23 protein-coding genes and 1 pseudogene are annotated in these 18840 nt (G+C 57.5%); 17 read left to right on the top strand and 7 right to left on the bottom strand.

Annotated features, from left to right (window positions below; translation table 11 throughout):
* Nucleotides 1-35 precede the first annotated feature (35 nt).
* The 5 genes from F3J24_RS20155 (at nt 36) to F3J24_RS20135 (ending at nt 4872) form a co-directional block, all read left to right on the top strand.
* Nucleotides 36-911 carry a branched-chain amino acid ABC transporter permease gene (locus tag F3J24_RS20155; RefSeq protein WP_370527758.1) on the top strand — a complete coding sequence of 292 codons (876 nt, stop codon included), beginning with the start codon at nt 36-38 and terminating at the stop codon, nt 909-911.
* A complete protein-coding gene (locus F3J24_RS20150) occupies nt 908-1915 on the top strand; it encodes a branched-chain amino acid ABC transporter permease (RefSeq protein ID WP_167010073.1) in 1008 nt (335 codons plus the stop codon). The genes F3J24_RS20155 and F3J24_RS20150 overlap by 4 nt, the downstream gene beginning before the upstream one ends.
* The gene (locus F3J24_RS20145; RefSeq protein ID WP_167010071.1) at nt 1905-2657 is read left to right on the top strand and encodes an ABC transporter ATP-binding protein; all 753 of its coding nucleotides are present in this window, start codon (nt 1905-1907) and stop codon (nt 2655-2657) included. Before F3J24_RS20150 ends, F3J24_RS20145 begins: the two co-directional genes overlap by 11 nt.
* Nucleotides 2644-3369, top strand: coding sequence for an ABC transporter ATP-binding protein (locus F3J24_RS20140; RefSeq protein ID WP_240154403.1), 726 nt, complete (start codon nt 2644-2646; stop codon nt 3367-3369). The genes F3J24_RS20145 and F3J24_RS20140 overlap by 14 nt, the downstream gene beginning before the upstream one ends.
* Nucleotides 3370-3717: 348 nt before the next feature.
* Nucleotides 3718-4872 carry an NADH:flavin oxidoreductase/NADH oxidase gene (locus F3J24_RS20135; RefSeq protein WP_167010069.1) on the top strand — a complete coding sequence of 385 codons (1155 nt, stop codon included), beginning with the start codon at nt 3718-3720 and terminating at the stop codon, nt 4870-4872.
* A gap of 8 nt (nt 4873-4880) precedes the next feature.
* Here the strand turns inward: F3J24_RS20135 and F3J24_RS20130 are convergent, their stop codons facing one another.
* Nucleotides 4881-5339, bottom strand: coding sequence for an Lrp/AsnC family transcriptional regulator (locus F3J24_RS20130; protein WP_167010067.1), 459 nt, complete (start codon nt 5337-5339; stop codon nt 4881-4883).
* A 115-nt stretch (nt 5340-5454) separates the two neighbouring features.
* Between F3J24_RS20130 and F3J24_RS20125 the strand changes: the two genes are divergently transcribed.
* Nucleotides 5455-6201, top strand: a complete 747-nt coding sequence (locus tag F3J24_RS20125; protein ID WP_167010065.1) for an AzlC family ABC transporter permease — start codon at nt 5455-5457, stop codon at nt 6199-6201.
* The gene (locus F3J24_RS20120) at nt 6201-6503 is read left to right on the top strand and encodes an AzlD family protein (RefSeq protein WP_167010063.1); all 303 of its coding nucleotides are present in this window, start codon (nt 6201-6203) and stop codon (nt 6501-6503) included. Before F3J24_RS20125 ends, F3J24_RS20120 begins: the two co-directional genes overlap by 1 nt.
* A gap of 72 nt (nt 6504-6575) precedes the next feature.
* Here the strand turns inward: F3J24_RS20120 and F3J24_RS25210 are convergent, their stop codons facing one another.
* The 3 genes from F3J24_RS25210 to F3J24_RS25200 form a co-directional block, all read right to left on the bottom strand.
* Nucleotides 6576-6815, bottom strand: coding sequence for a transposase (locus F3J24_RS25210; RefSeq protein WP_370527757.1), 240 nt, complete (start codon nt 6813-6815; stop codon nt 6576-6578).
* Nucleotides 6740-7075, bottom strand: coding sequence for a transposase (locus F3J24_RS25205; protein ID WP_370527756.1), 336 nt, complete (start codon nt 7073-7075; stop codon nt 6740-6742). Before F3J24_RS25205 ends, F3J24_RS25210 begins: the two co-directional genes overlap by 76 nt.
* Before the next feature lie 312 nt (nt 7076-7387).
* A complete protein-coding gene (locus tag F3J24_RS25200) occupies nt 7388-7834 on the bottom strand; it encodes a hypothetical protein (RefSeq protein WP_167010061.1) in 447 nt (148 codons plus the stop codon).
* A 14-nt stretch (nt 7835-7848) separates the two neighbouring features.
* Between F3J24_RS25200 and F3J24_RS20105 the strand changes: the two genes are divergently transcribed.
* From F3J24_RS20105 to F3J24_RS20070, 8 genes and pseudogenes are all read left to right on the top strand, one after another.
* Nucleotides 7849-8106 carry a hypothetical protein gene (locus F3J24_RS20105; RefSeq protein WP_167010059.1) on the top strand — a complete coding sequence of 86 codons (258 nt, stop codon included), beginning with the start codon at nt 7849-7851 and terminating at the stop codon, nt 8104-8106.
* A gap of 127 nt (nt 8107-8233) precedes the next feature.
* A pseudogene (locus F3J24_RS20100) lies at nt 8234-8602 on the top strand (IS3 family transposase); the annotation flags it as partial.
* A 169-nt stretch (nt 8603-8771) separates the two neighbouring features.
* Nucleotides 8772-9941, top strand: coding sequence for a site-specific integrase (locus F3J24_RS20095; RefSeq protein ID WP_167010057.1), 1170 nt, complete (start codon nt 8772-8774; stop codon nt 9939-9941).
* Nucleotides 9938-11551 (top strand): hypothetical protein, encoded by a 1614-nt coding sequence (locus F3J24_RS20090; protein WP_167010055.1) that lies wholly within the window; start codon nt 9938-9940, stop codon nt 11549-11551. Before F3J24_RS20095 ends, F3J24_RS20090 begins: the two co-directional genes overlap by 4 nt.
* Nucleotides 11544-13415 carry a tyrosine-type recombinase/integrase gene (locus F3J24_RS20085; RefSeq protein WP_167010053.1) on the top strand — a complete coding sequence of 624 codons (1872 nt, stop codon included), beginning with the start codon at nt 11544-11546 and terminating at the stop codon, nt 13413-13415. The genes F3J24_RS20090 and F3J24_RS20085 overlap by 8 nt, the downstream gene beginning before the upstream one ends.
* On the top strand, nt 13393-13827 hold the full coding sequence (locus F3J24_RS20080) for a TetR family transcriptional regulator (RefSeq protein ID WP_167010050.1): 435 nt from the start codon (nt 13393-13395) through the stop codon (nt 13825-13827). Before F3J24_RS20085 ends, F3J24_RS20080 begins: the two co-directional genes overlap by 23 nt.
* A 95-nt stretch (nt 13828-13922) precedes the next feature.
* A complete protein-coding gene (locus F3J24_RS20075) occupies nt 13923-14420 on the top strand; it encodes a DUF2721 domain-containing protein (RefSeq protein ID WP_043004273.1) in 498 nt (165 codons plus the stop codon).
* 14 nt (nt 14421-14434) lie between these two features.
* Entirely contained in the window at nt 14435-14764 is a 330-nt protein-coding gene (locus F3J24_RS20070) for a hypothetical protein (protein ID WP_167010048.1), read from the top strand.
* A 1-nt stretch (nt 14765) separates the two neighbouring features.
* Here F3J24_RS20070 and F3J24_RS20065 read toward each other — a convergent pair whose 3' ends face one another.
* A complete protein-coding gene (locus F3J24_RS20065; protein ID WP_167010046.1) occupies nt 14766-15686 on the bottom strand; it encodes an HTH-type transcriptional regulator ArgP in 921 nt (306 codons plus the stop codon).
* Between the two features lie 91 nt (nt 15687-15777).
* On the opposite strand from F3J24_RS20065, the gene F3J24_RS20060 reads away from it, so the two are divergent.
* Nucleotides 15778-16428, top strand: a complete 651-nt coding sequence (locus tag F3J24_RS20060; protein WP_167010044.1) for a LysE/ArgO family amino acid transporter — start codon at nt 15778-15780, stop codon at nt 16426-16428.
* A 58-nt stretch (nt 16429-16486) separates the two neighbouring features.
* Here F3J24_RS20060 and F3J24_RS20055 read toward each other — a convergent pair whose 3' ends face one another.
* Complete coding sequence (locus tag F3J24_RS20055; protein ID WP_167010042.1) at nt 16487-16795, bottom strand: hypothetical protein; 309 nt, start codon at nt 16793-16795, stop codon at nt 16487-16489.
* Between the two features lie 154 nt (nt 16796-16949).
* Nucleotides 16950-17426, bottom strand: a complete 477-nt coding sequence (locus tag F3J24_RS20050) for an Lrp/AsnC family transcriptional regulator (protein WP_167010040.1) — start codon at nt 17424-17426, stop codon at nt 16950-16952.
* 88 nt (nt 17427-17514) lie between these two features.
* On the opposite strand from F3J24_RS20050, the gene F3J24_RS20045 reads away from it, so the two are divergent.
* The gene (locus tag F3J24_RS20045) at nt 17515-18414 is read left to right on the top strand and encodes an EamA family transporter (protein ID WP_167010038.1); all 900 of its coding nucleotides are present in this window, start codon (nt 17515-17517) and stop codon (nt 18412-18414) included.
* Nucleotides 18415-18840 lie beyond the last annotated feature (426 nt).

Raw genomic sequence — 18840 nt, 5'->3', positions numbered from 1 at the left:
AGGTTTCGAGTGCTCTGTGGAGATGAATCATGGAAATTACCTTTGATCTACTTGCGTTGCAACTCTTCACCGGAGTTGCGCTAGGCGCGATTTATGTGCTGCTGGCGGTGGGGCTGTCGCTGATTTTCGGGATGCTCACGGTCGTCAACTTTGCCCATGGCGCCTTCTTCATGCTCGGCGCATACGTCGGGTTGTTTGCCGCCGAAAAGTTCGGCAGTTTCTGGGCCGCAATTCTTGTCGCTCCCGTGGTTGTCGGCGCTCTGGGCATGTTGTGCGAGAGATGGTTGATCCGGCCTCTTTACGGGCGCGGCATCGACTATCCGCTGCTACTGACTTTTGGACTCGCATACATGATGGTCGAAGGGGTGCGAATTCTCTGGGGCAAGGCTGGCATCCCGTTCGACACACCTGAGGCACTCCAGGGAGCAACCAACCTCGGATTTGCAGAGTTTCCCACCTATCGCCTGTTTGTGATTGGCGTTGTGGGGGCACTCCTGGCGGCGCTGTGGCTGCTGATCGAGAAGACCTCCTTTGGCCTCATTGTCCGCGCCGGTGCCCGCGATCCGGTCATTGTTCGTGTGCTTGGCATTGATGTCTCACGTGTTTGGCTGGTTGTCTTCGGTGTGGGGACGGGCATTGCGGCGCTTGCAGGTGTGCTCTCAGCCCCGCTGCAGGGGGTATCGCCGGAAATGGGCACTTCGGTGCTGACGGTGGCCTTTGTGGTCACCGTTGTGGGTGGCATGGGATCACTCATGGGGGCTGTTGTAGCAGGCCTGCTGGTGGGAGTCGTCGAGAGCATGGCCGTGCTCTTCTTTCCAGAGGCCGCCAAAGTGTCCATGTTTCTCATCATGGCCGGTGTGTTGCTGGTCCGGCCGCAAGGCTTGTTTGGTCGAGCCGGGCTGATGTCATGAAAGAACTCAATATGTCTATTTCCGCCCAACCGGCCAAGCCTGCCGACGGCCTCAAGTTGCCGTCTGCAATGAAAGCCCTGTCTGCGCACAGAGTCGCGGCATCACTGATCTTCTTCTTGATTTTTCCGTGGCTGATGCCTTATCAGTCGGTGGCAATCAATATCCTGATCTATGGCCTTTTTGCTGTCGGGTTCAACCTGCTTTTCGGCTATACCGGATTGCTCTCGTTTGGACATGCTGCATTTCTTGGAGTCGGTGCCTACACTGCCGGTATTCTGATTGCGCAGCACCAGTTTGCCTGGTGGCTTGCGATTCCGGCTGCGGTTGTTCTGAGCTGCGTTGTGGCTCTTGTCATGGGGCTGCTGGCGATCCGTACGCGTGGCATCTACTTCGCCATGGTGACGCTCGCACTATCGCAGTGCGTCTACTTTCTGGTCTACCAGTTGCCAGCATCAGGAGGCGAAAACGGACTGCGTGGCGTGAACGTGGCGGACATCAGCCTGTTCGGCCTGAAGGTGAATCTGCTCGATCCCACGCAAAAGTACTATTTCGTTCTTGGCTTTGTGGCGTTGGCGCTGTGGCTGCTTTCCCGGATTCTGGCGTCGCCATTTGGAGGCGTGATTGAGGCCATTCGTGAGAACGAAGCGCGTGCCCGTGCCTGTGGTTTCAACATTGAACGAACCAAGCTGCTGGCATTCGTCCTGTCCGCGGCGTTTTGCGGCCTGGCTGGCGCGCTCAACGCCATCCACCTCTCCAGCGTGCCTATCGAGACGCTTCATTACGCCACCTCCGGGATGGTTGTGATGCTGTGCTTGCTAGGAGGCATGGGCACCTACTTCGGCCCGTTCGTGGGCGCCGCCTTGTTTCTGCTGATTCAGGACCAAGCATCCGCCTGGACAGAGCATTGGCAACTGATTGTGGGCGCAGTGTTTGTGTTTTTTGTCCTCTTCTTCCCGAAGGGTGTCTGGGGAACATTTTTGGAAAGGGCTTCTCGTGAACGCTGAATCTATCATCGAGACCCGATCGGTCTGCAAGAACTTCGGCGGCTTCAAGGCGCTCACGGATGTGAGCGTGAAGATTCGCCCGGGTGTTCTGACGTCCATCATCGGACCCAACGGCGCGGGCAAAAGCACCTATTTCAACCTGCTATCTGGAGCGTTCTCGCCCAGTTCCGGACAGATCTTCTTCATGGGCAGGGACATCACCGAGCTCAAGCCACACGAGTTCGCTCGCGTCGGTATCGCGAAGTCATTTCAGATCACCAATCTGTTTCCCCATTTCACTGCGCTGGAAAATGTGCGCATCGCCCTGCAGGCCCATGTTTCACGCTACGGGCTTTGGCGCCCGCGATGCGACCTGGAGGGGCTGTCCGAGCGCGCTCTGGATCTGCTTGGGGTCGTGGGGCTCAGAGACCGTGCAGCCCGGCCCGCGCGCGAGCTCGCCCACGGTCAACAGAGGGCGCTGGAGATTGCCGTGGCACTTGCCGCTGATCCAAAGATCCTGCTGATGGATGAACCAACGGCAGGCATGAGTCCAGAGGAAACCAAGGTCATGATGGACCTTATTCGCAAGCTCGTGGAGCAGCGAACGGTGGTGCTGGTCGAGCACAAAATGAAGATGGTGATGGGAATCAGCGAGCGGCTCATCGTGCTGCACCACGGGGAGCTGATTGCGGAGGGAACACCCGATGACATTCGCGCTAACGATCTGGTGAAGCGCGTCTATCTGGGTCATGGAAACCATTGAGGTACCTATGCTTGAAATAAAAAGTCTCAATGCCTGGTATGGAAGCAGCCATATCCTCCAGGGTGTAGATCTTTCTGTCAGCCAAGGTGAGCTGGTCTGCTTGATTGGCCGCAATGGCGCAGGAAAAACGACCACGGTGAAGAGCATCGCTGGCCTGATCCCGAAGGTCACAGGCTCTGTCAAGTTCAACGGCAAGGAGGTTCTGGGTACGCCTGCACATGCACGCTATTCCATGGGGCTGGCGTATGTGCCTGAAGAGCGGCGCATCGTGCCGGGGCTGACTGTGCGGGAGAACATCCGCTTGGGCCTGCTGGCTTCCCCCTTGCGCAAGAAAGAATCGGAGGTCATCGATGAGATCGCCGAGACTTTCCCTCGCTTGAAGGAGCGCCTCGATCAGAACGCAATCACGATGTCCGGAGGGGAGCAGCAGATGCTCGCAATCGCTCGCGCGGCGGCATCCCAGCCGAAGATGATTTTGCTGGACGAGCCTTCGGAGGGAATCATGCCGGTGCTGGTGGATGAAATGTTCGAGTATTTCACGTCCCTCAAGAAAGCAGGGGTGACCATCTTGCTGATTGAGCAGAACGTGAGCTTGGCACTGAAGATCGCCGACCGCGCATACATCCTGGATCAGGGCGAAGTGGTCTACTCGGGGACAGCTGCAGAGATGCTCGACGATGTGGCGATTCAGGAACGCTACTGCGCGGTATAGCGCTTAGGACGCGTTCGATCTCAAAGGTAAAGGGGGCACAGCTGAGTTTCAACGATTCATGCTGTGCCCTCAGCGCTCGATGTGACCAGGCCGATGGCAGAGCGGCCTTTGTGACGTTGCGAATTTTGCAACGCGGGATTGCAAAAAATGGCCATTGTTGCCTCAGTAGTGGCCGCTTAGGATCTTGCGAATGGCTGGCAGAAACAGGTCGCGGCATGCTCAAAGCCTGCGACGAAACCTGTGATGCCACAGCAGCAATGAATCGATCCTGAAGATTTCCACTTGGCCGGTTTGAAGCAAGACATCGCAATCTGCTGGCTCCGCTAACCCAAAGCAATCTTAAATCCTATGCAACGAACAACTGACCCGTCTCTCGGCAATGTCGCGCCCCCCGTTGGGCAATCGAAACTGTTCCAACCCTTGTCTCTGGGCCATCTTACGTTGGCAAACCGAATCCTGATTGCCCCGATGTGCCAGTACTCGGCGCAGGATGGAAACGCCAATGACTGGCATCTGATGCATTATGGAAGCTTGGCTGCATCAGGAGCAGGTCTGTTGGTGCTGGAGGCTACAGCGGTATCAGCCATCGGGCGCATCAGCGATGCTGATCTTGGACTTTATTCGGATGAAAACCAGTTGGCCCTGGGGCGGCTGCTGAGCTCTGTGCGTCGGTTCTCTTCCATGCCTGTGGCGATTCAGATTGCGCACGCTGGCCGCAAGGCTTCGAGTGATGTCCCATGGCGCGGCGCAGCGCAGATTGCACCCGACGCGTCAAGGGGGTGGATGGCCGAAGCACCCTCGGCAATTCCGCATGCTCCCGGAGATGTCGCTCCTGCATCCATGTCCCAGGAGGACCTGGCCAGGGTTCGGGAGGAATTCGTGGCCACAGCCCAGAGGGCAGACGCTCTGGGTTTTGACGGCATCGAAATTCATATGGCTCATGGCTATTTGCTGCATGAGTTCCTTTCTCCACTGTCCAACGGCCGCGATGATGAGTACGGCGGTGCTCTGGAAAACCGTCTTCGGTTCCCACTGGAGGTATTCGCCGCTGTCCGCAAGGCCGTCAGTGCGGACAAGCCGGTATGGGTGCGGATATCCGCAACGGATTGGGCTGAAGGCGGATGGGACATTGAGGGGTCTGTGGAGCTCGTGAGTCGGCTCGGAGAACTCGGCTGCGCGGCTGCGCATGTGTCTTCTGGCGGACTTTCCACAGCCCAACAGATTCCGGTCCAGCCAGGCTATCAGGTCGGCTTTGCTGAAACTATCAAACAAGCCACCGGCATTCCTACGATTGCGGTTGGCTTGATCACTGAGCCCAACCAGGCAGAGCATATCGTTGCATCCGGCCAGGCCGATGCGGTTGCCATCGGTCGAGCTGCATTGTTCAATCCTCGCTGGCCTTGGCATGCAGCAGCAAGTCTGGGCGCCCAGGTCGATGCTCCAAAGCAATACTGGAGGAGCCAGCCGCGAGAGTATCGCGATCTGTTTCGCACAGAGGCATAGTGGCTGCGCTAGACAGGCAGGGCTGACGTCAATTTGACCCTTTGCATAGGTATATCGGTCTTGACGCTTTGTACACCTGCAATTCGTGTGAGATGTTTGCCCAGAAATTGCCTGTACTCTTCCAGGTCAGCCACGACCACACGCAATAAGAAGTCGCAGTCACCTGCCATCAAGTGGCACTCCACCACTTCCGGCAACTGCTGAATCGCCGCTGTGAAGCGATCTACCGTCGTCGCATCTTGTCCTTTGAGCCATATGCGGGCAAACACTGAAAGTCCCTTTCCGATCTTGGTCGGATTGAGGACTGCCACGTAGCGCTCGATCACTCCCGCGTCTTCTAGCGCTCGCACTCTTCGCAGACAAGGGGAAGGGGACAAGCCTACGACTTTGGCCAGGTCGACATTTTGCAGGCGTCCATCATGCTGCAGTGCATGCAGGATTTTTCGGTCAATGGCATCAAATTCCATAAATTGCCGCTTTGATGATATTGGGTTCCAAGGATCTAGGAGTTTAGAGCCATAACGCTACCAAATTTCAGTCCGTAATCAGCAGAATTCAAGGTTTCAATGATGCGAAATCTTTATGGAAGCCACACATCCGACCGCAGCAAGTGCCTGTGATTTTGAGCAGCTCTCGACAAGGCGGGAGCTATGCCGTGGACTTTGGGCCTCGGTGCCCGTGCTGCTGGGGTTTATTCCCTTTGCACTGGTGCTGGGTGCACAGGCGGCGCAAAAAGGGATGAGCGCAGCGGCAGTGCCATTGATGACGGGGCTGAACTTCGGAGGCGGCTCTGAGTTCACTGCCATTCGGCTGTGGAGTTCACCGCCTCACCTTTTGCTGATTGCCTCGATGTCCCTGTTGGTGAACAGTCGCCACCTGCTGATGGGCGCAGCATTGGAGCCTTACTTGAGACATGTCCCTACTGGGAGGGCGTTGGCCTCGCTGTTTTTCATGTGCGACGAAAGCTGGGCCATGGCGCTGGCCGACGCCAAGCGGCGAGCGTCGATCGAGCTCAGCATGGCTTATTTCATAGGGGTGTCCATCGGTCTCTATCTCACATGGGTTGTTTTCACCGCCATGGGGGCCGTGGTGAGTCCATTGATCGGTGATCTGGAGCGCTACGGTTTTGACATGGCATTCATTGCCGTGTTTGTGGTGCTGTTGCGCGGCATGTGGCGTGGCGCTATGGCTTGTCGACCCTGGCTTGTCAGCCTTGTCGTTGCGGCGCTTACCTACCGCTTAATGCCTGAGGGGGCCTGGTATGTGGCCGCAGGCGCGGTGGCCGGCCTTGGCAGCGCTGCGCTCATGGCTCCCAAGGAGGAAAAGTGATGCTGGATGTCGCCACTCTCGGCACCATAGCGCTGATGGCCTCGGGGACCTACCTGACGCGCATTCTTGGCTACTTGGCGCTTCGCAATCGTGCATTAAGCCCACGAATGCGGCATGTGCTGGATAGCGTGCCTGGGTGCGTGCTGATTTCGGTTATCGCTCCGTCTTTCGTTTCAGAACGCCCCGCCGATCTTGTCGGCCTGGGCATTACCGTTCTTGCAGCTACGCGTCTGTCCATCTTCCCCACGGTTGTCATCGGCATTGTTACGACCGGGCTGCTTCGGCACTTCCTTGGCGGGTGACGTTTTGGGAACTAAGACTACCTCCATTGCAGTAGACACTTCCTAGCTTCAAGCCCTTACGCGTTCAAATACTTAGAGCGGATAACACCACGGACCCACGAAGCGTGCATAGATAATCGCAGCGGCCAGTTTCAGCAACGCTTCGTGGATGTCCTGCCGCCTTTCAAAGCGAATGCGCAGCTTGAAATAGCCCGCAAAGCATCCATGTGTTCTCTCCACGACCCAGCGATGTTTGCCTAGCTTACGCTGCTCTTGACTTCTCGCATGGCAATCCTGCTGGCGATACCGCGCTGCCTCAAGTAAGCACGGCAGCTCTTGTAGTCGTAGCCTTTATCCACGTGCAGCTTCGCCAGTCGTTTGCGTACCCGCCCCAGTAGGCCTGCAACGGCTGGAATCGCATTCATGCACTTCTCGAACATCATGGAGTCGTGCCTGTTGGCGCCGCTGACCAGGATCACCAGCGGGATGCTTCTGCCATCTACAACGAGGTGCCGTTTGGAGTCGAGCTTGTCTCTATCGGTGGGGTTGTGGCCCGTTTCTTGGCCCCCGGGGGCTTGGCACCGAGGAGCCATCCATACTGGCCCGGCTCCAATTAATCTGGTCATGTTCGCGCAGTCGCACCAGCATCGCCAGATGCAACTTCTGCCAGACGCCGTTGGCATTCCAATCACCTAAGCGCCGTCAGCAAGTCATACCGCTGCCGTAGCCCAGGGCCTGGGGGAGATCTTCCCAAGGAATGCCTGTTTACAGCACAAACAGGATGCCGTTGAGAGCTGCCTCATAGCTCACGGAGAGCTTGTGTGCGCCACCTTTGACCGAAGGTGTGAAGGCGGGGATCAGGGGCTGCAGCTTTCGCCACAGCTCTTTGCTAACGGGTTGCCTTGCTATGAGGACATAAAGCATAAATACTTCATGCCGGTCTTAAAGGAAAGTAGTGTTAGCGGCGCTAAGAATGCGGTCGAAGCTTGCAGGCAGAACGTACGCGGCTGCCCGACGTAAATGCCGTTGTTGTTGTCGTCGAATGACTGCCGACTCAGGTCCTGAAGGTCTTCATCGACAAGCATTGCGATGCCTTCGAGGTCGAGCTGCTCTGCAAGGTCTTGCAGGTCGCTGCGTCGGCATATCGAAGACATGTGGAGCTGCTGCGCGAGCCACATAAGCGCTGTGCCCGCGCTCATTGCGACGATATGCGGATGCCACAGATTGAACGTGTCTGGGTAAGCCAACAGCAGGTCTATGGCTGCGAATTCCGGTTGAATTGACCGCTTGTGCCGGTCGCGACTGACCAGCCTGCTGGTCGTGACCGACTGAGTTCGGCCAACTCCTGTCATTTAACACTTAACCAATGGACACTGAAATCTGCCATCTCTACTCCCAAGAGCGCACACGCCGGCTCGCCATCTTTAGGCGCGCAGACGGCACGTACGGCTGGGAAGAGCAGTACCACTACGAGAATGCCTTGGCCAATATCGAGGGCTGGGCACAACTGCCTGCAGAAGCCTCTCGCTTCCATGATCTGGAGGCGGCAAAAAGGGAGGCCGCTGTTGGCTTACCTTGGGTCGCTGATGGCCGAGGTTTCATCGACGTCGCCGAGCCACGCTAACCCTAGCAGAGCGTCACGTTTCGGAGTTTCGCTGCTTCCGCTTTGGGTCGATTGCTGCCGGCGGTCAGTACAAGCAGGCCGGTCACCTTGCATCGGAATGATGGTCAATTAGCACCAGCTCCCGTACTATGGCGTCGACAAGGTGTGGCGGCAACTGGCACGCGAAGGGGTTGTCGTGGCCCGTTGCACAGTCGAGCCGATGCGAACGGAATTCGTGCTCGATGCGCTGGAACAAGATCTATACGCGCGGCAGCCAGAGCGCGATAGCCTGGTTTGCCACTCCGACAGAGGCACGCAGTGCGTCAGCATCCGGGACACCGATCGGCTGGCCGAAGCTGGTATCGAGCCTTCTGGGGGCAGTAAAGGCGAAAGCTATGACAATGCCTTGACCGAGTCCATCAACGGGCTCTACAAGGCCGAGCTGATTCACCACCGAGCGCCATGGAAGACAAAGGAGGCCGTGGAGTTCGCGACGCTCAAATTTCAACTATGTTGATAGCGAAGACGAAAAAGACGGAAGTAGGCATATCGGATCGGTTGCTTGCGTACCCACCTGCAGTTCTGTGACACTGTCAACTGATCAGTATAAGCAGTGCGATTGATGTTAGGTGCACTGACTTATGTTGCCTTCTAGCGATTCGTAGAACACTTCGAAGGAAGTTGCTATGAGGTTTGTTCTGGCCGACAAGAACCTTGTCGTTGGGGGGCGCTGTTATGAAGGTTTCCCTCTGCTCATCAACGATGATGGAGATGCCATACAGCCTGCACAAACATGGCTTTGGGATTTGCTCGCTACAACAGGTCGCATTTCTAGTAAGAAGTCTTGGGAAAACTATGGCAGAGCTGTCTATGACTTTTTCGCCTTTGCATTGAGCAACGGCTATGACTGGAGGGCTCCTCCCGAGTTCGGGCTACCATGTGCCATTGTGGCTTGGCGCGACTGGTCGCGAGGCACACTGAAGCTTCAAGCCAGCACTATCAACCACCGGCTGCGGATTGTGGTGCGCTTCTATGAATGGACGATCAAAGAGAAGCTCATTGGGCAACTTCCTTTTGACTACGTCACCATTCAGACCCACCGGCCACCTAGCTTCCTAGAGCATGTGAATGCCACTGGCGGGATCATGCGGACTCCTCAGGTCTTGTTGCAGGAGAAGCAGCAGAACATCCGCTTTCTTTCCAAGGAACAAATCGTTGTTTGCCACGAAGCTCTGAGCAATGTCACACATCGTTTGATGTTCGAGATCATGGTTCGCACGGGTCTTAGGCAGATCGAGTGCCGCACTTTTCCTGATGCCGCTGGCTACGTGTTTGACCCTTCACGACGCAAAGACCTCCCACCTGGGCAAAAAATAAGTCTGCGTTTGGATCCGAAAGACATGGAGATCAAGAACAGCAAGCCGCGCAACATTGATATGCCCTTTGATCTGATGGAGAAACTCTGGGTGTATTCGGTGCGGCGCAGGCAGGGCCGTGCCAATGCCAATCGCAAGGGTGAAGAGCACTCACCTTTGTTCCTCACTGAGGCTGGCGTACCGTATCCGAAGGATGCTATCACCGCCATCATGCGTGCCTTGGCCAAGCGGGTCGGATTTCCCGTTACCGCCCACATGCTTCGCCATACCTACGCCACCTATTTGCTGTGGAGCCTGCGCAAGAGCAAAACGTTCGAGGGCGAGCCGCTACTTTACGTCCGTGATCGTCTGGGGCACAGCGATGTCTCCACCACCATGATTTACCTCCACCTCATCAATGCGCTGGAGGGTCAGTTGGTATCGGCCCACGAGGATGAGGTTGACCGGTTGTTCATGCCTGAAGGGGAGGCAGTAGCATGAAAGTCAAGAAGACATTCGGTGCACCGGCGCCTATCAAGGGTGCCATTGCCGCGCCGGCTTCCGGCGATGCTGTCAATCTACTCATCACGCTCCCGGAGAACCCCTCGACTATCCGAACCATCAACCTCATTCCGTGGCTCGGGCGAGGCATTGATGCGTGGGTGTGGGCCTGTGCCAACCAGTTGCGTACTTTTTTGACAAGTGAGTCGGTTACGGCCTGCACCATAATTGGCTACTGGAACGGAGGCATGAGATATTTTTTCGAATTCTTGGTGTCGACGGGCACAGGAGTCGAGCCGCAGAACCTAATGCCTTCGCACATTCGGCAGTACATCGACTGGATCAAGGACCGGGACCAAGCTTACAGCTCCAAGAAATCCTACTATGGTCACGCGAAATCTGTACTCACGGCTCTGGTTCAACGCGGGATTGTGCGTTACCAGCAAGACCTTTTTCCACCTAATCCCTTCCCTGGCAGCAACAGCCGGATAAAAGGTGCAACGCCGCTATCGCCGACCGAGCGCCAGCGCCTTGCGCAGGCTCTGCGCGATGACATCGTGGCCATCCACAATGAACAGTTCAAGGGGGCTGGTCGCGATGCGATGGTGGTCTATCTGCTGGCGGTGGCTATTCGCACGGGAGCCAATCTTTCGCCACTGCTGGAGGCTGCGCGCGACTGCCTGCGCCCGCATCCTTTCATGCCCAACATGATGCTGCTGGAGCTCTTCAAACGGCGCGGCAACGCCACCAAACTAGTGAATCTCCGTTACTCCCGTGTGCATCAAGGTTCGCAAGCGATTCCCATGGATGGCGTAGCTTTGATGCGTAAGGCCCTGCAGATGTCAGAGTCACTGCTTGGCGAAGCGAGGCCAGATTGTCGGGGGCGAGTGTGGCTATATCGGGCTAGTAAAAATTTTGGTGGAGCTGGCGAGGTCATGGCGTTGACGTCCACTGCTTTGGGAGCAGGCATCGCCAAGCTGATTGAGCGACACGACTTGCGCGATGACGATGGGAATCGTTTGGTACTGAACCTCTCGCGCCTGCGCAAGACTGTCGAACACCGCCTCTGGTCATTATCCGGTGGCGATCTGATTGCAACGGCTGCCCTGATGGGGCACACCCCCAAGGTGGCCGACACCCACTACCTTGCTTGCACCCGTCAAATGAGGGAGAACGCGACCTTTGTCGGCGAGGCATTACCGGATATCTATCGCTCCGGTGAACGAGTAGCAGAAGTCGTCCCTATCTTGCCAAGCAAATCGCCCACGGGGCGCTGCAAGGACCCTTACTACGGCGATAAGGCTCCCAGGAATGGGGCGCCATGTGACGACTTCTTTGCTTGCTTCACGTGCACCAGCTATGCCATCGTTGGTTCTCAGGAGGACCTGCATCGTCTCTTTAGCTTCTATTGGTTTCTTGAGCGAGAGATGAGCAACACCCGTTCCAATGAGTGGCGCGAGGAGTTTCGCAACACCATGAGCCTGATCGACCGCTTCACAGCGGACAGGTTTGATGCCGGTTTGTTGACCAGCGCAAAGGAGCGCGCCCGTATGGAGCCGCTAAAGTTCTGGGCGGCCTACACTTTGAGCAGCCTGGAGGGACATGGCTAAGACCAAGATCACTCAAACGCAGTTAGCTGAACCGGTGAAGATTGCAGGCACAGGACAGGAGAGGGGGGCAAAAACGCGTTTGAGCAAAGCCTACGAGTTACTGGCCGACCAGCCAGCGAGTCTGGCGGGGCTCTCGGTGGAAGAGCGTAGCAACGTGGTAGTTAGCGCCGTGCTGGACGAGGCTGGCAACACTGTGGTGATTTCCCGTGTAGGGGATCCGGTGTGGGAAATGTGGCCGTACTTCAGCAGAGCTAACGCCCCGAATTCTGTGAAGCGCCTGAACTGGTCGACCATTCCAGAGGCGTTCCGCGAGGCTTGCCAAAATGTGCTGTATCACTACTGGAAGGTGGGGCGACCGGGGGTGGGGCAGCCAGCGGAGTCGACACTTCTTAAAACTCTGCATACCATGAGTGTGTTCTGCCGTTTTGTTGCTTCGCTCGGGTTGCAGTCGCTCGCTGATGTGCAACCTCTGCACATTGCGAACTACGTTCACAGGCAGAAGAGCGCAGGGATGGTAGCTAGCAGCATGGTAAATCAATTCGCTGCGCTTGAGTTGCTGTATCACTTTCGCGATCAGCACAAGGCATCCTTGCGGGTGCACCCTTGGCCGGAATCGAGTGCAGTGGAGGTCGCGGGGCGGGTTGGGCAGAATGGCGTGGATGCTCGTAAGGTTAGTTTGACACCGCTGATCCCGGTTGAAGTGGCACGGCGTTTATTCCTTTACGCCGAGGAGATCTTGGCTGGTGCAGAAGAGCAGCTTGACGAGCGTGATCGTGAAGAGCGTTCCGCGCTCAGCGCTCCTGGCCATACGACGATACGCGATGCCTGCTTTTACTTGCTCGGCGTGCTTACCGGCATGCGATCCTCAGAACTATCAAGCATAGAAGTCAGCGCAGGGCGTACCGAAGTCAAGAACGGCTTCGTCTTCCACTGGGTCGCCGCTGTCGAGTACAAAACCAAGAAGGGGTGCGTGGAGTACCTGATGCCTGCGATGGGTCACCGCATCCTGCGCATTCTCGAGCGCTGGTCCCTGCCTTACCGCGCGCGGCTGGCTAAGCAGATTTCGATGATGGAGCGAAAGTCTCAGTCGCTCACGCCAAAGCAATTGCAATGGCTGATCACAGCCAGAAGCAATGTCAAGCGGCTCTTTCTGGGAAATTCAAGATATGGCCTTGTAGCTTTGTCTGATGTCGGCTGGGACATGGTTTGTGCGAGTTTTTCACGTGCTGCAGGCGTTGACTGGAAGCTCGCACCCCACCAGATGAGGCGGCTCTACGCATATACCTTCGTACGCCACCGCCTGGGAGACATGCTGTTTCTCAAGGAGCAGTTCAAACATTCCAGCATCGATATGACGCAACTGTATGGTTCAAACCCATTGCAGGACGCGGCACTGTACGACGACATCCTCAGCGAGTTGATAGCTTATAAGGCCGGCGTGGTGGCGCAGTGGTTGGAGAAAGATGAGCCACTGGCTGGAGGTGCTGCTCCCAGGCTTATGGAAATGCGGGCCCATGAATTTGGCAACCGAAAGGAGCTCCTCATTGAAACGTCGCGGCGTGTCAATATGCGCTCCACAGGACATTCGTGGTGCCTAGCACAAGACGAGGGCTGTGGTGGCTCGGGGATCTATGCCAAAGGAACCTGCGGCGATTGCCGTAACGGCGTGATCGATCGTAGGTTTATCCCAATCTGGCAGGAGGCCTATCGCCACCACAAGGAGTTGCGCATGGATGCCCAGGACCTGGGGCCTGGGGCGGTGATGCGGGTAGAGAGGGATCTGAAACAGGCGGCAAAAATCCTCAAAGACTTGGGAGTTGAGGTAGACGCAGAGGAAGGCGATGGCCAAATCGCTCCCCGCTAGGTCGAAAGTTGCTGGCATTGTCAACGATGCGCCCAGGAAACGGGATCGCGAGCGTACGCTGCAAGAACTGAGTCTGGCTCTGGTTCGCGTGCAACAGAGCGGCAAGAAGGTCACCCTCAAGGCAGTGGCGGATGAAGCGAAAGTGTCCCCGCCGTTGATTCACAATCGCTACCCCGACTTCGCCGAGCAGGTTCGGGCGGTCATGGGCAAGGCCGTTCGACGGCAGCGCGACGAGATGGCAGATCTCCTGATCAAGGAGAGGGAGAAAAACCGCAAGCTGCGGGAGTTGGTGAGCAGTCAGTTGGTGGAGATCTTCAGGCTGGCATCAGTGAATGAAGCCCTACGCATAGAGCAGTCTCTAGAGAAGGCTATCGGCGAAGGAAAGATCGTCAGAGGGACGTTTAAAAAATAAGTCTGGTCTCTGACGGCTAAAAATTATTTACTTATAAAAATCCATTAATTTTCAAATACTTAAATGATTAGTAAATTTACAAGGAATCTTAATCTATGAGCATCTGGTCCATCGACGCACAGACCGTCACCCACAGCATTCAGCTCGCTGTCGCGCCGGTTTTTTTTCTGACTGCCGTGGCCGGCATGATTGGCTCCGTAGCGGGGCGGCTGGCCCGCATCATTGACCGGGCCCGCAAGCTGGAGGAGAGCCTGCGCACGCTGGAGGATCACGACCTGATCGCGCGCCACCTCAAGGAGCTGCATTTTCTGCGCGAGCGCGGGCGGCTGGCCAACGTCTCCATTGCACTGCTGACACTGTGCGGCATGTGCATAGGGCTGACCATCGTGCTGCTGTTCGTGGGCCAGGCCTACGGCGTCAGCGGCCACGGCTATGCCGTTTTCAGCTTTTTGCTGGGGGTGCTGGCCTTTGTGCTGGCGCTGTGCTGCTTTCTCTGGGAGACCATCATGGCGACACGCATTCTGGACTTTCATATGCTCAGCCAGGCCAGGGCGGCCGTGCGCCATGTGGCAGAGTCCGAGCGCCGTCCCTGAGGGATCTGCGAGACATGTTTTTTCTGCCTCTGATCCTGGTGCCCATCGTCTTCCTGATGGCACTTGCTCGCCTCTATCAGATCCCCGTGGAGCTGCGCTCGGGGCGGTTGCGGCTGGTCGAGCGCGGCAGGCCGGGCTTGCGCCTTGCCGCCTTACTGGCCTATGCCGGTCTGCTGACGGGGAGTGGGGCATTGCTCGCGGCCTTGGTGTATGCGAGCTTTTTCGCGCCGCAGCGCTGGCCCGCTTATCTGCACCTGGCTCCTTATCTGGCGCTTTATCCCTTGGTGTATCTGGCTACCGCATGGGTGTTCTATTACGGCCTGAAAAAGTCTGCTGCCGCCTGAGCTAGTCCTGCATGGGCTCCAGCCAGGCGGCCGCGGCATGGATGATGCAGTCGGTCAGTCGCTGCAGGCTGGTTTGAGCATTGCGGGTGTGGGCCCAGTACATGGGGATGTGGAGATCTCTTCCCGGGAGCAGTTCCATCAAGTCGCCACTGGCCAACTGCGGAGTGATCAGCTGGGCCGGGTGCATGCCCCAGCCCATGCCCAGTTCCACGGCACGGGTGTAGCCCTGGTTGGAGGGCAGAAAGTGGCGCGCATTGTTGCGCCGCCCGTCCAGTCCCAGACCATGCAGCCATTGGTCCTGCAGGCTGTCCTTGCGCCCGTAGTACATCATGGGCGCCTTGGCCAGCATCTGTGCCAGTTCCCGGTCCGAATCGGCTTGGGCCAGGTGACGCTGCACAAACGCCGGGCTGGCCACGGCGATATAGCGCATGCGGCCCAGCGGCCAGGTGTTGCAGCCAGCAATCGCCGAGCCTGTGGCCGTGACGGCGGCCATGACTTCACCTTCCTTGATGCGTTTAGCCGTGTGGTCCTGGTCGTCAATGCTGATGTCCAGCAACTCGTTGCCGTCCTGCGTGAAGGCCGCCATGGCATCCATGAACCAGGTCGAAAGGGAGTCGGCATTGACTGCCAGCTTCAGCGTGGGCAGGGCGGTCTGCCCTTCCGGGACCAGCTCGGGGTTCTTGCGGCGCAAATCGTTTTCCAGCAGCGCCACCTGCTCCACATGCAGGCACAGGCGCCGACCAGCCTCCGTGCCGCTGCAAGGCGTACCTCGCAGCACCAGCACCTGTCCCACGCGTTCTTCAAGCAACTTGATGCGCTGGGAGATGGCCGAGGGGGTGACATGCAGCTTGCGCGCCGCACGCTCGAAGCTTCCCTCACGCAATACCGCGGCAAGTGCTTCCAGTCCTGCGTAGTCAAACATTAGAAATTCTTCATCAGATTGAGTAAATGTAATTTTACTTAATTGCTGCGCAGAGCAAGAATCCAGGCCGGTTTGGAGGAGTCAACGGCTCATGGATATGACAACTAATTTTTATTCCGCCTGGATTGCAGGCTTCACGGTGTGCGCTACGCTCATTGTTTCCATTGGTGCCCAGAACCTGTATGTGCTGCGCCAGGCAGTGCAGGGCGAACATGTGAAGGCCTGCGTGGCTTTGTGTGTGCTCAGCGATGGGTTGCTGGTAGCGCTGGGGGTGGCCGGCATGGCCCAGATGCTGGCCAGCTATCCGGCGTTGGCTCAGTATCTGACGTTGGGCGGAGCCGCATTCTTGCTGGCCTATGGTCTTTTCGCTTTGCGGCGTATGTGGCTGGCTCCAGATGCAGCCATGGAGGCCGGCGAGCGCAGGGCGGCACCGCGCGGGATGATGAGCGTGCTGGCTGCCCTGGCGGCCATCACCTTGCTCAATCCCCATGTGTACCTGGATACGGTGTTGCTGATGGGCTCGATTGGCGCCCAGCAGGAAGGCGCAGGCCGCTGGTCTTATGTGATGGGGGCCGCCTCGGCCAGCTGTCTCTGGTTTGTGCTGCTGGCGATGGCCGGACGCCGTCTCAGGCACCTGTTTGCCAACCCTGGCGCCTGGCGCGTCATGGATGGTATCACTGGCGTGATGATGCTGGGTCTGGCCTGGTGGGTGGCAAGCAGCGCATTTGGAATGGACGTCTGAGTCTCAGATCGAGCCAGCGCTTCGCACTGCGGATTGCTGCGCAGGCACTGGCCGCGGTTCAAACAGCTGCAGCTTGCTCCCACAGACCCACGGCTTCGATGAGATTCCAGCTATTGCATTCGATACGGTAGTGGCCTGTGGCTCCGGTTTTCTGGCTCTGGCCCTCGATCACCACAATATGCTTGCCATGACGCTGGGCTTCCGAGATCGGGCGGATCTTGTCGTAGTTGTGCTTCTCTGCAATATCGCCACGAAAGGCAATCGTCACCTGCTCGCGCCGGGGGAAGTAGTCCTTGGCATATTTGTCCAGCGTGCGATCGGCAACCAGCGTGGCCATATCGGGCGAGGTGGCGGAAGAAGTGGTCATCGTGTCTCCTCAAGAGTGGACTCTTGTTGTGTGCAGAATCTGAGCCGGTTTATGATGTGATTGTTGCATTTTGTTTCAGATGGCGCCAGTGCGAATCTCCATGGCAGATGGCTGCCCTCGTTCTGCGCCAACTCGGGCCACAGGGCAAACTGCCTTATGGCTCAGACAGCGGCAGCTGTAGACCAGTCTTGATGCGCTCCAGCGCGATCGAGGTGCTGTAGCGGCGAATGTTCTCGTCACCCTCGAACAGGCGTTTGCAGATGGCTTGGTAATCATCCATGTCGGTTGCAGTGACGACCAGGATGTAGTCGGTTTCGCCCGTCACATAAAAGCATTGCTGCACGGCCGCTTCGTTGGCGATTCTGGCCCTGAAGCCGCGCGACAGGTCCGGCCTGTCGTTGACCAGCTGCACGGTGATGATCGCGGTCAGCGTACGGCCCACCTTGACGGGCTCCAGCACGGCCACGTTGGCGGCAATCACCCCGGTTTCCTGCAATCGCTTGATGCGCCGCTGCACGGCCGGGGCCGAGAGGTTGATCTGCTCCGCAATCAGACGCTGTGGCATGAGGTTGTCACGCTGGAGCAGGGCAAGAATCGCGTGGTCAAAGGAGTCCAGGTCGGCAGCAGGCATGGTGTGGGATGGGTTGAGAGCGAAACTTGCAGATTCAGGGCTGAAAACGAGCAAATTTCGCGGGTGACATGCAATATCGTACCCACCTATGTCAAAAAACAGCTGGAATCATTGGTGGCCCGTGTTGGCCGTATTGGGCTCGGTCACTGCACTCGGGTTGGGGACTTCGCTGGCCAAGCAGCTGTTTCCCCTGGTCGGAGCCCAGGGAACCTCGGCATTGCGGGTGGGCTTTGCCGCGCTGATTCTGGTTTGCGTCTGGCGGCCCTGGCGCTGGTCGCTAAATCGTCAGCAGGCACAGGCTCTGCTGGTTTTCGGCATGGCGCTGGGCGGCATGAACCTGATGTTCTACATGGCGTTGCGCGATATACCGTTTGGCCTGGCCGTGGCCATAGAGTTTTCAGGGCCGCTGGCCGTGGCCATCTACTACTCACGCCGTGCCCTGGACTTTGTCTGGCTGGCGCTGGCGGTTGCCGGGCTGGCCATGATTCTTCCTTTGGGCGGCAATGCTTCGGGCCTGAACCTGTCGCCGGTGGGTATTGCCTGCGCGCTTGGAGCGGCCATCTGCTGGGCCTCCTACATCGTGCTGGGGCGCAGGCTGGGCCATATTCCCAGCGGCCAGGCAGTCTCCCTGGGCTTGCTGTGCGCGGCTTTGGTGGTGGTGCCATTTGGCGTGGCCGAGGCCGGGCTCAAGCTGCTGACGCCGTCGATCCTGCTGTTCGGTCTGATGGTGGCGGCCATCTCCAGTGCGTTGCCCTACACCCTGGAAATGCTGGCGCTGCGCCGCCTGCCGCCCGCGACTTTTGGCATTGCACTGGCGACCGAGCCGGCCATTGCGGCGCTGATGGGTATGCTGCTGCTCAGCGAGCATCTGAGCGCCACGCAGTGGACTGCGATTGCCTGCATCATGGCCGCAGCCATGGGTAGTGCCGTTACGCGGCCAGGTAGCAAACCTCCCGCCGTGGATGCATCGGCAGCCACTTCCGGATGAATACCCATGCTATGAAAAGAGGTGCTGTAAGCGCTTGCTAATCAATGCTTTGCAGAATTTTTTCTAGTGAATAACCCTAGAAATTTGCGCAGCAAGCTCTTTTTTCTGTAGCTGGATGGATCTGACGCGCTGCCTGTGCAGCGCTTTTTTTTGCACGTCGGCCTGGCTGCCGGCAGCCGTTTTCTACGATTCCGGAGTCGCTGAAATCCTGAATGCTGGCACACAGATAGCGTGTTTCATGACACCGGCGAAGCGAGTCCTCTATGCTCATTTTGAGTCCTGTTTTTTGACCGGTTTTTGCGCTATCCGGTTTGCGGTTTTGGCTGTCGTGGCTACTGCGTATTTGTAGGACTCTCGGTCTATTCAAATCAGGAGCGAGGTGCTACAACGGATGCACACGGTAACGAATGCCTTGCAACATTGCGG

It is taken from the genome of Comamonas sp. Tr-654 (genome assembly GCF_011752915.1).
Taxonomy (GTDB): domain Bacteria; phylum Pseudomonadota; class Gammaproteobacteria; order Burkholderiales; family Burkholderiaceae_C; genus Comamonas.
The sequence above is the reverse complement of the archived record's forward strand: the minus strand, read 5'-3'. Positions and strand labels throughout refer to the sequence as shown.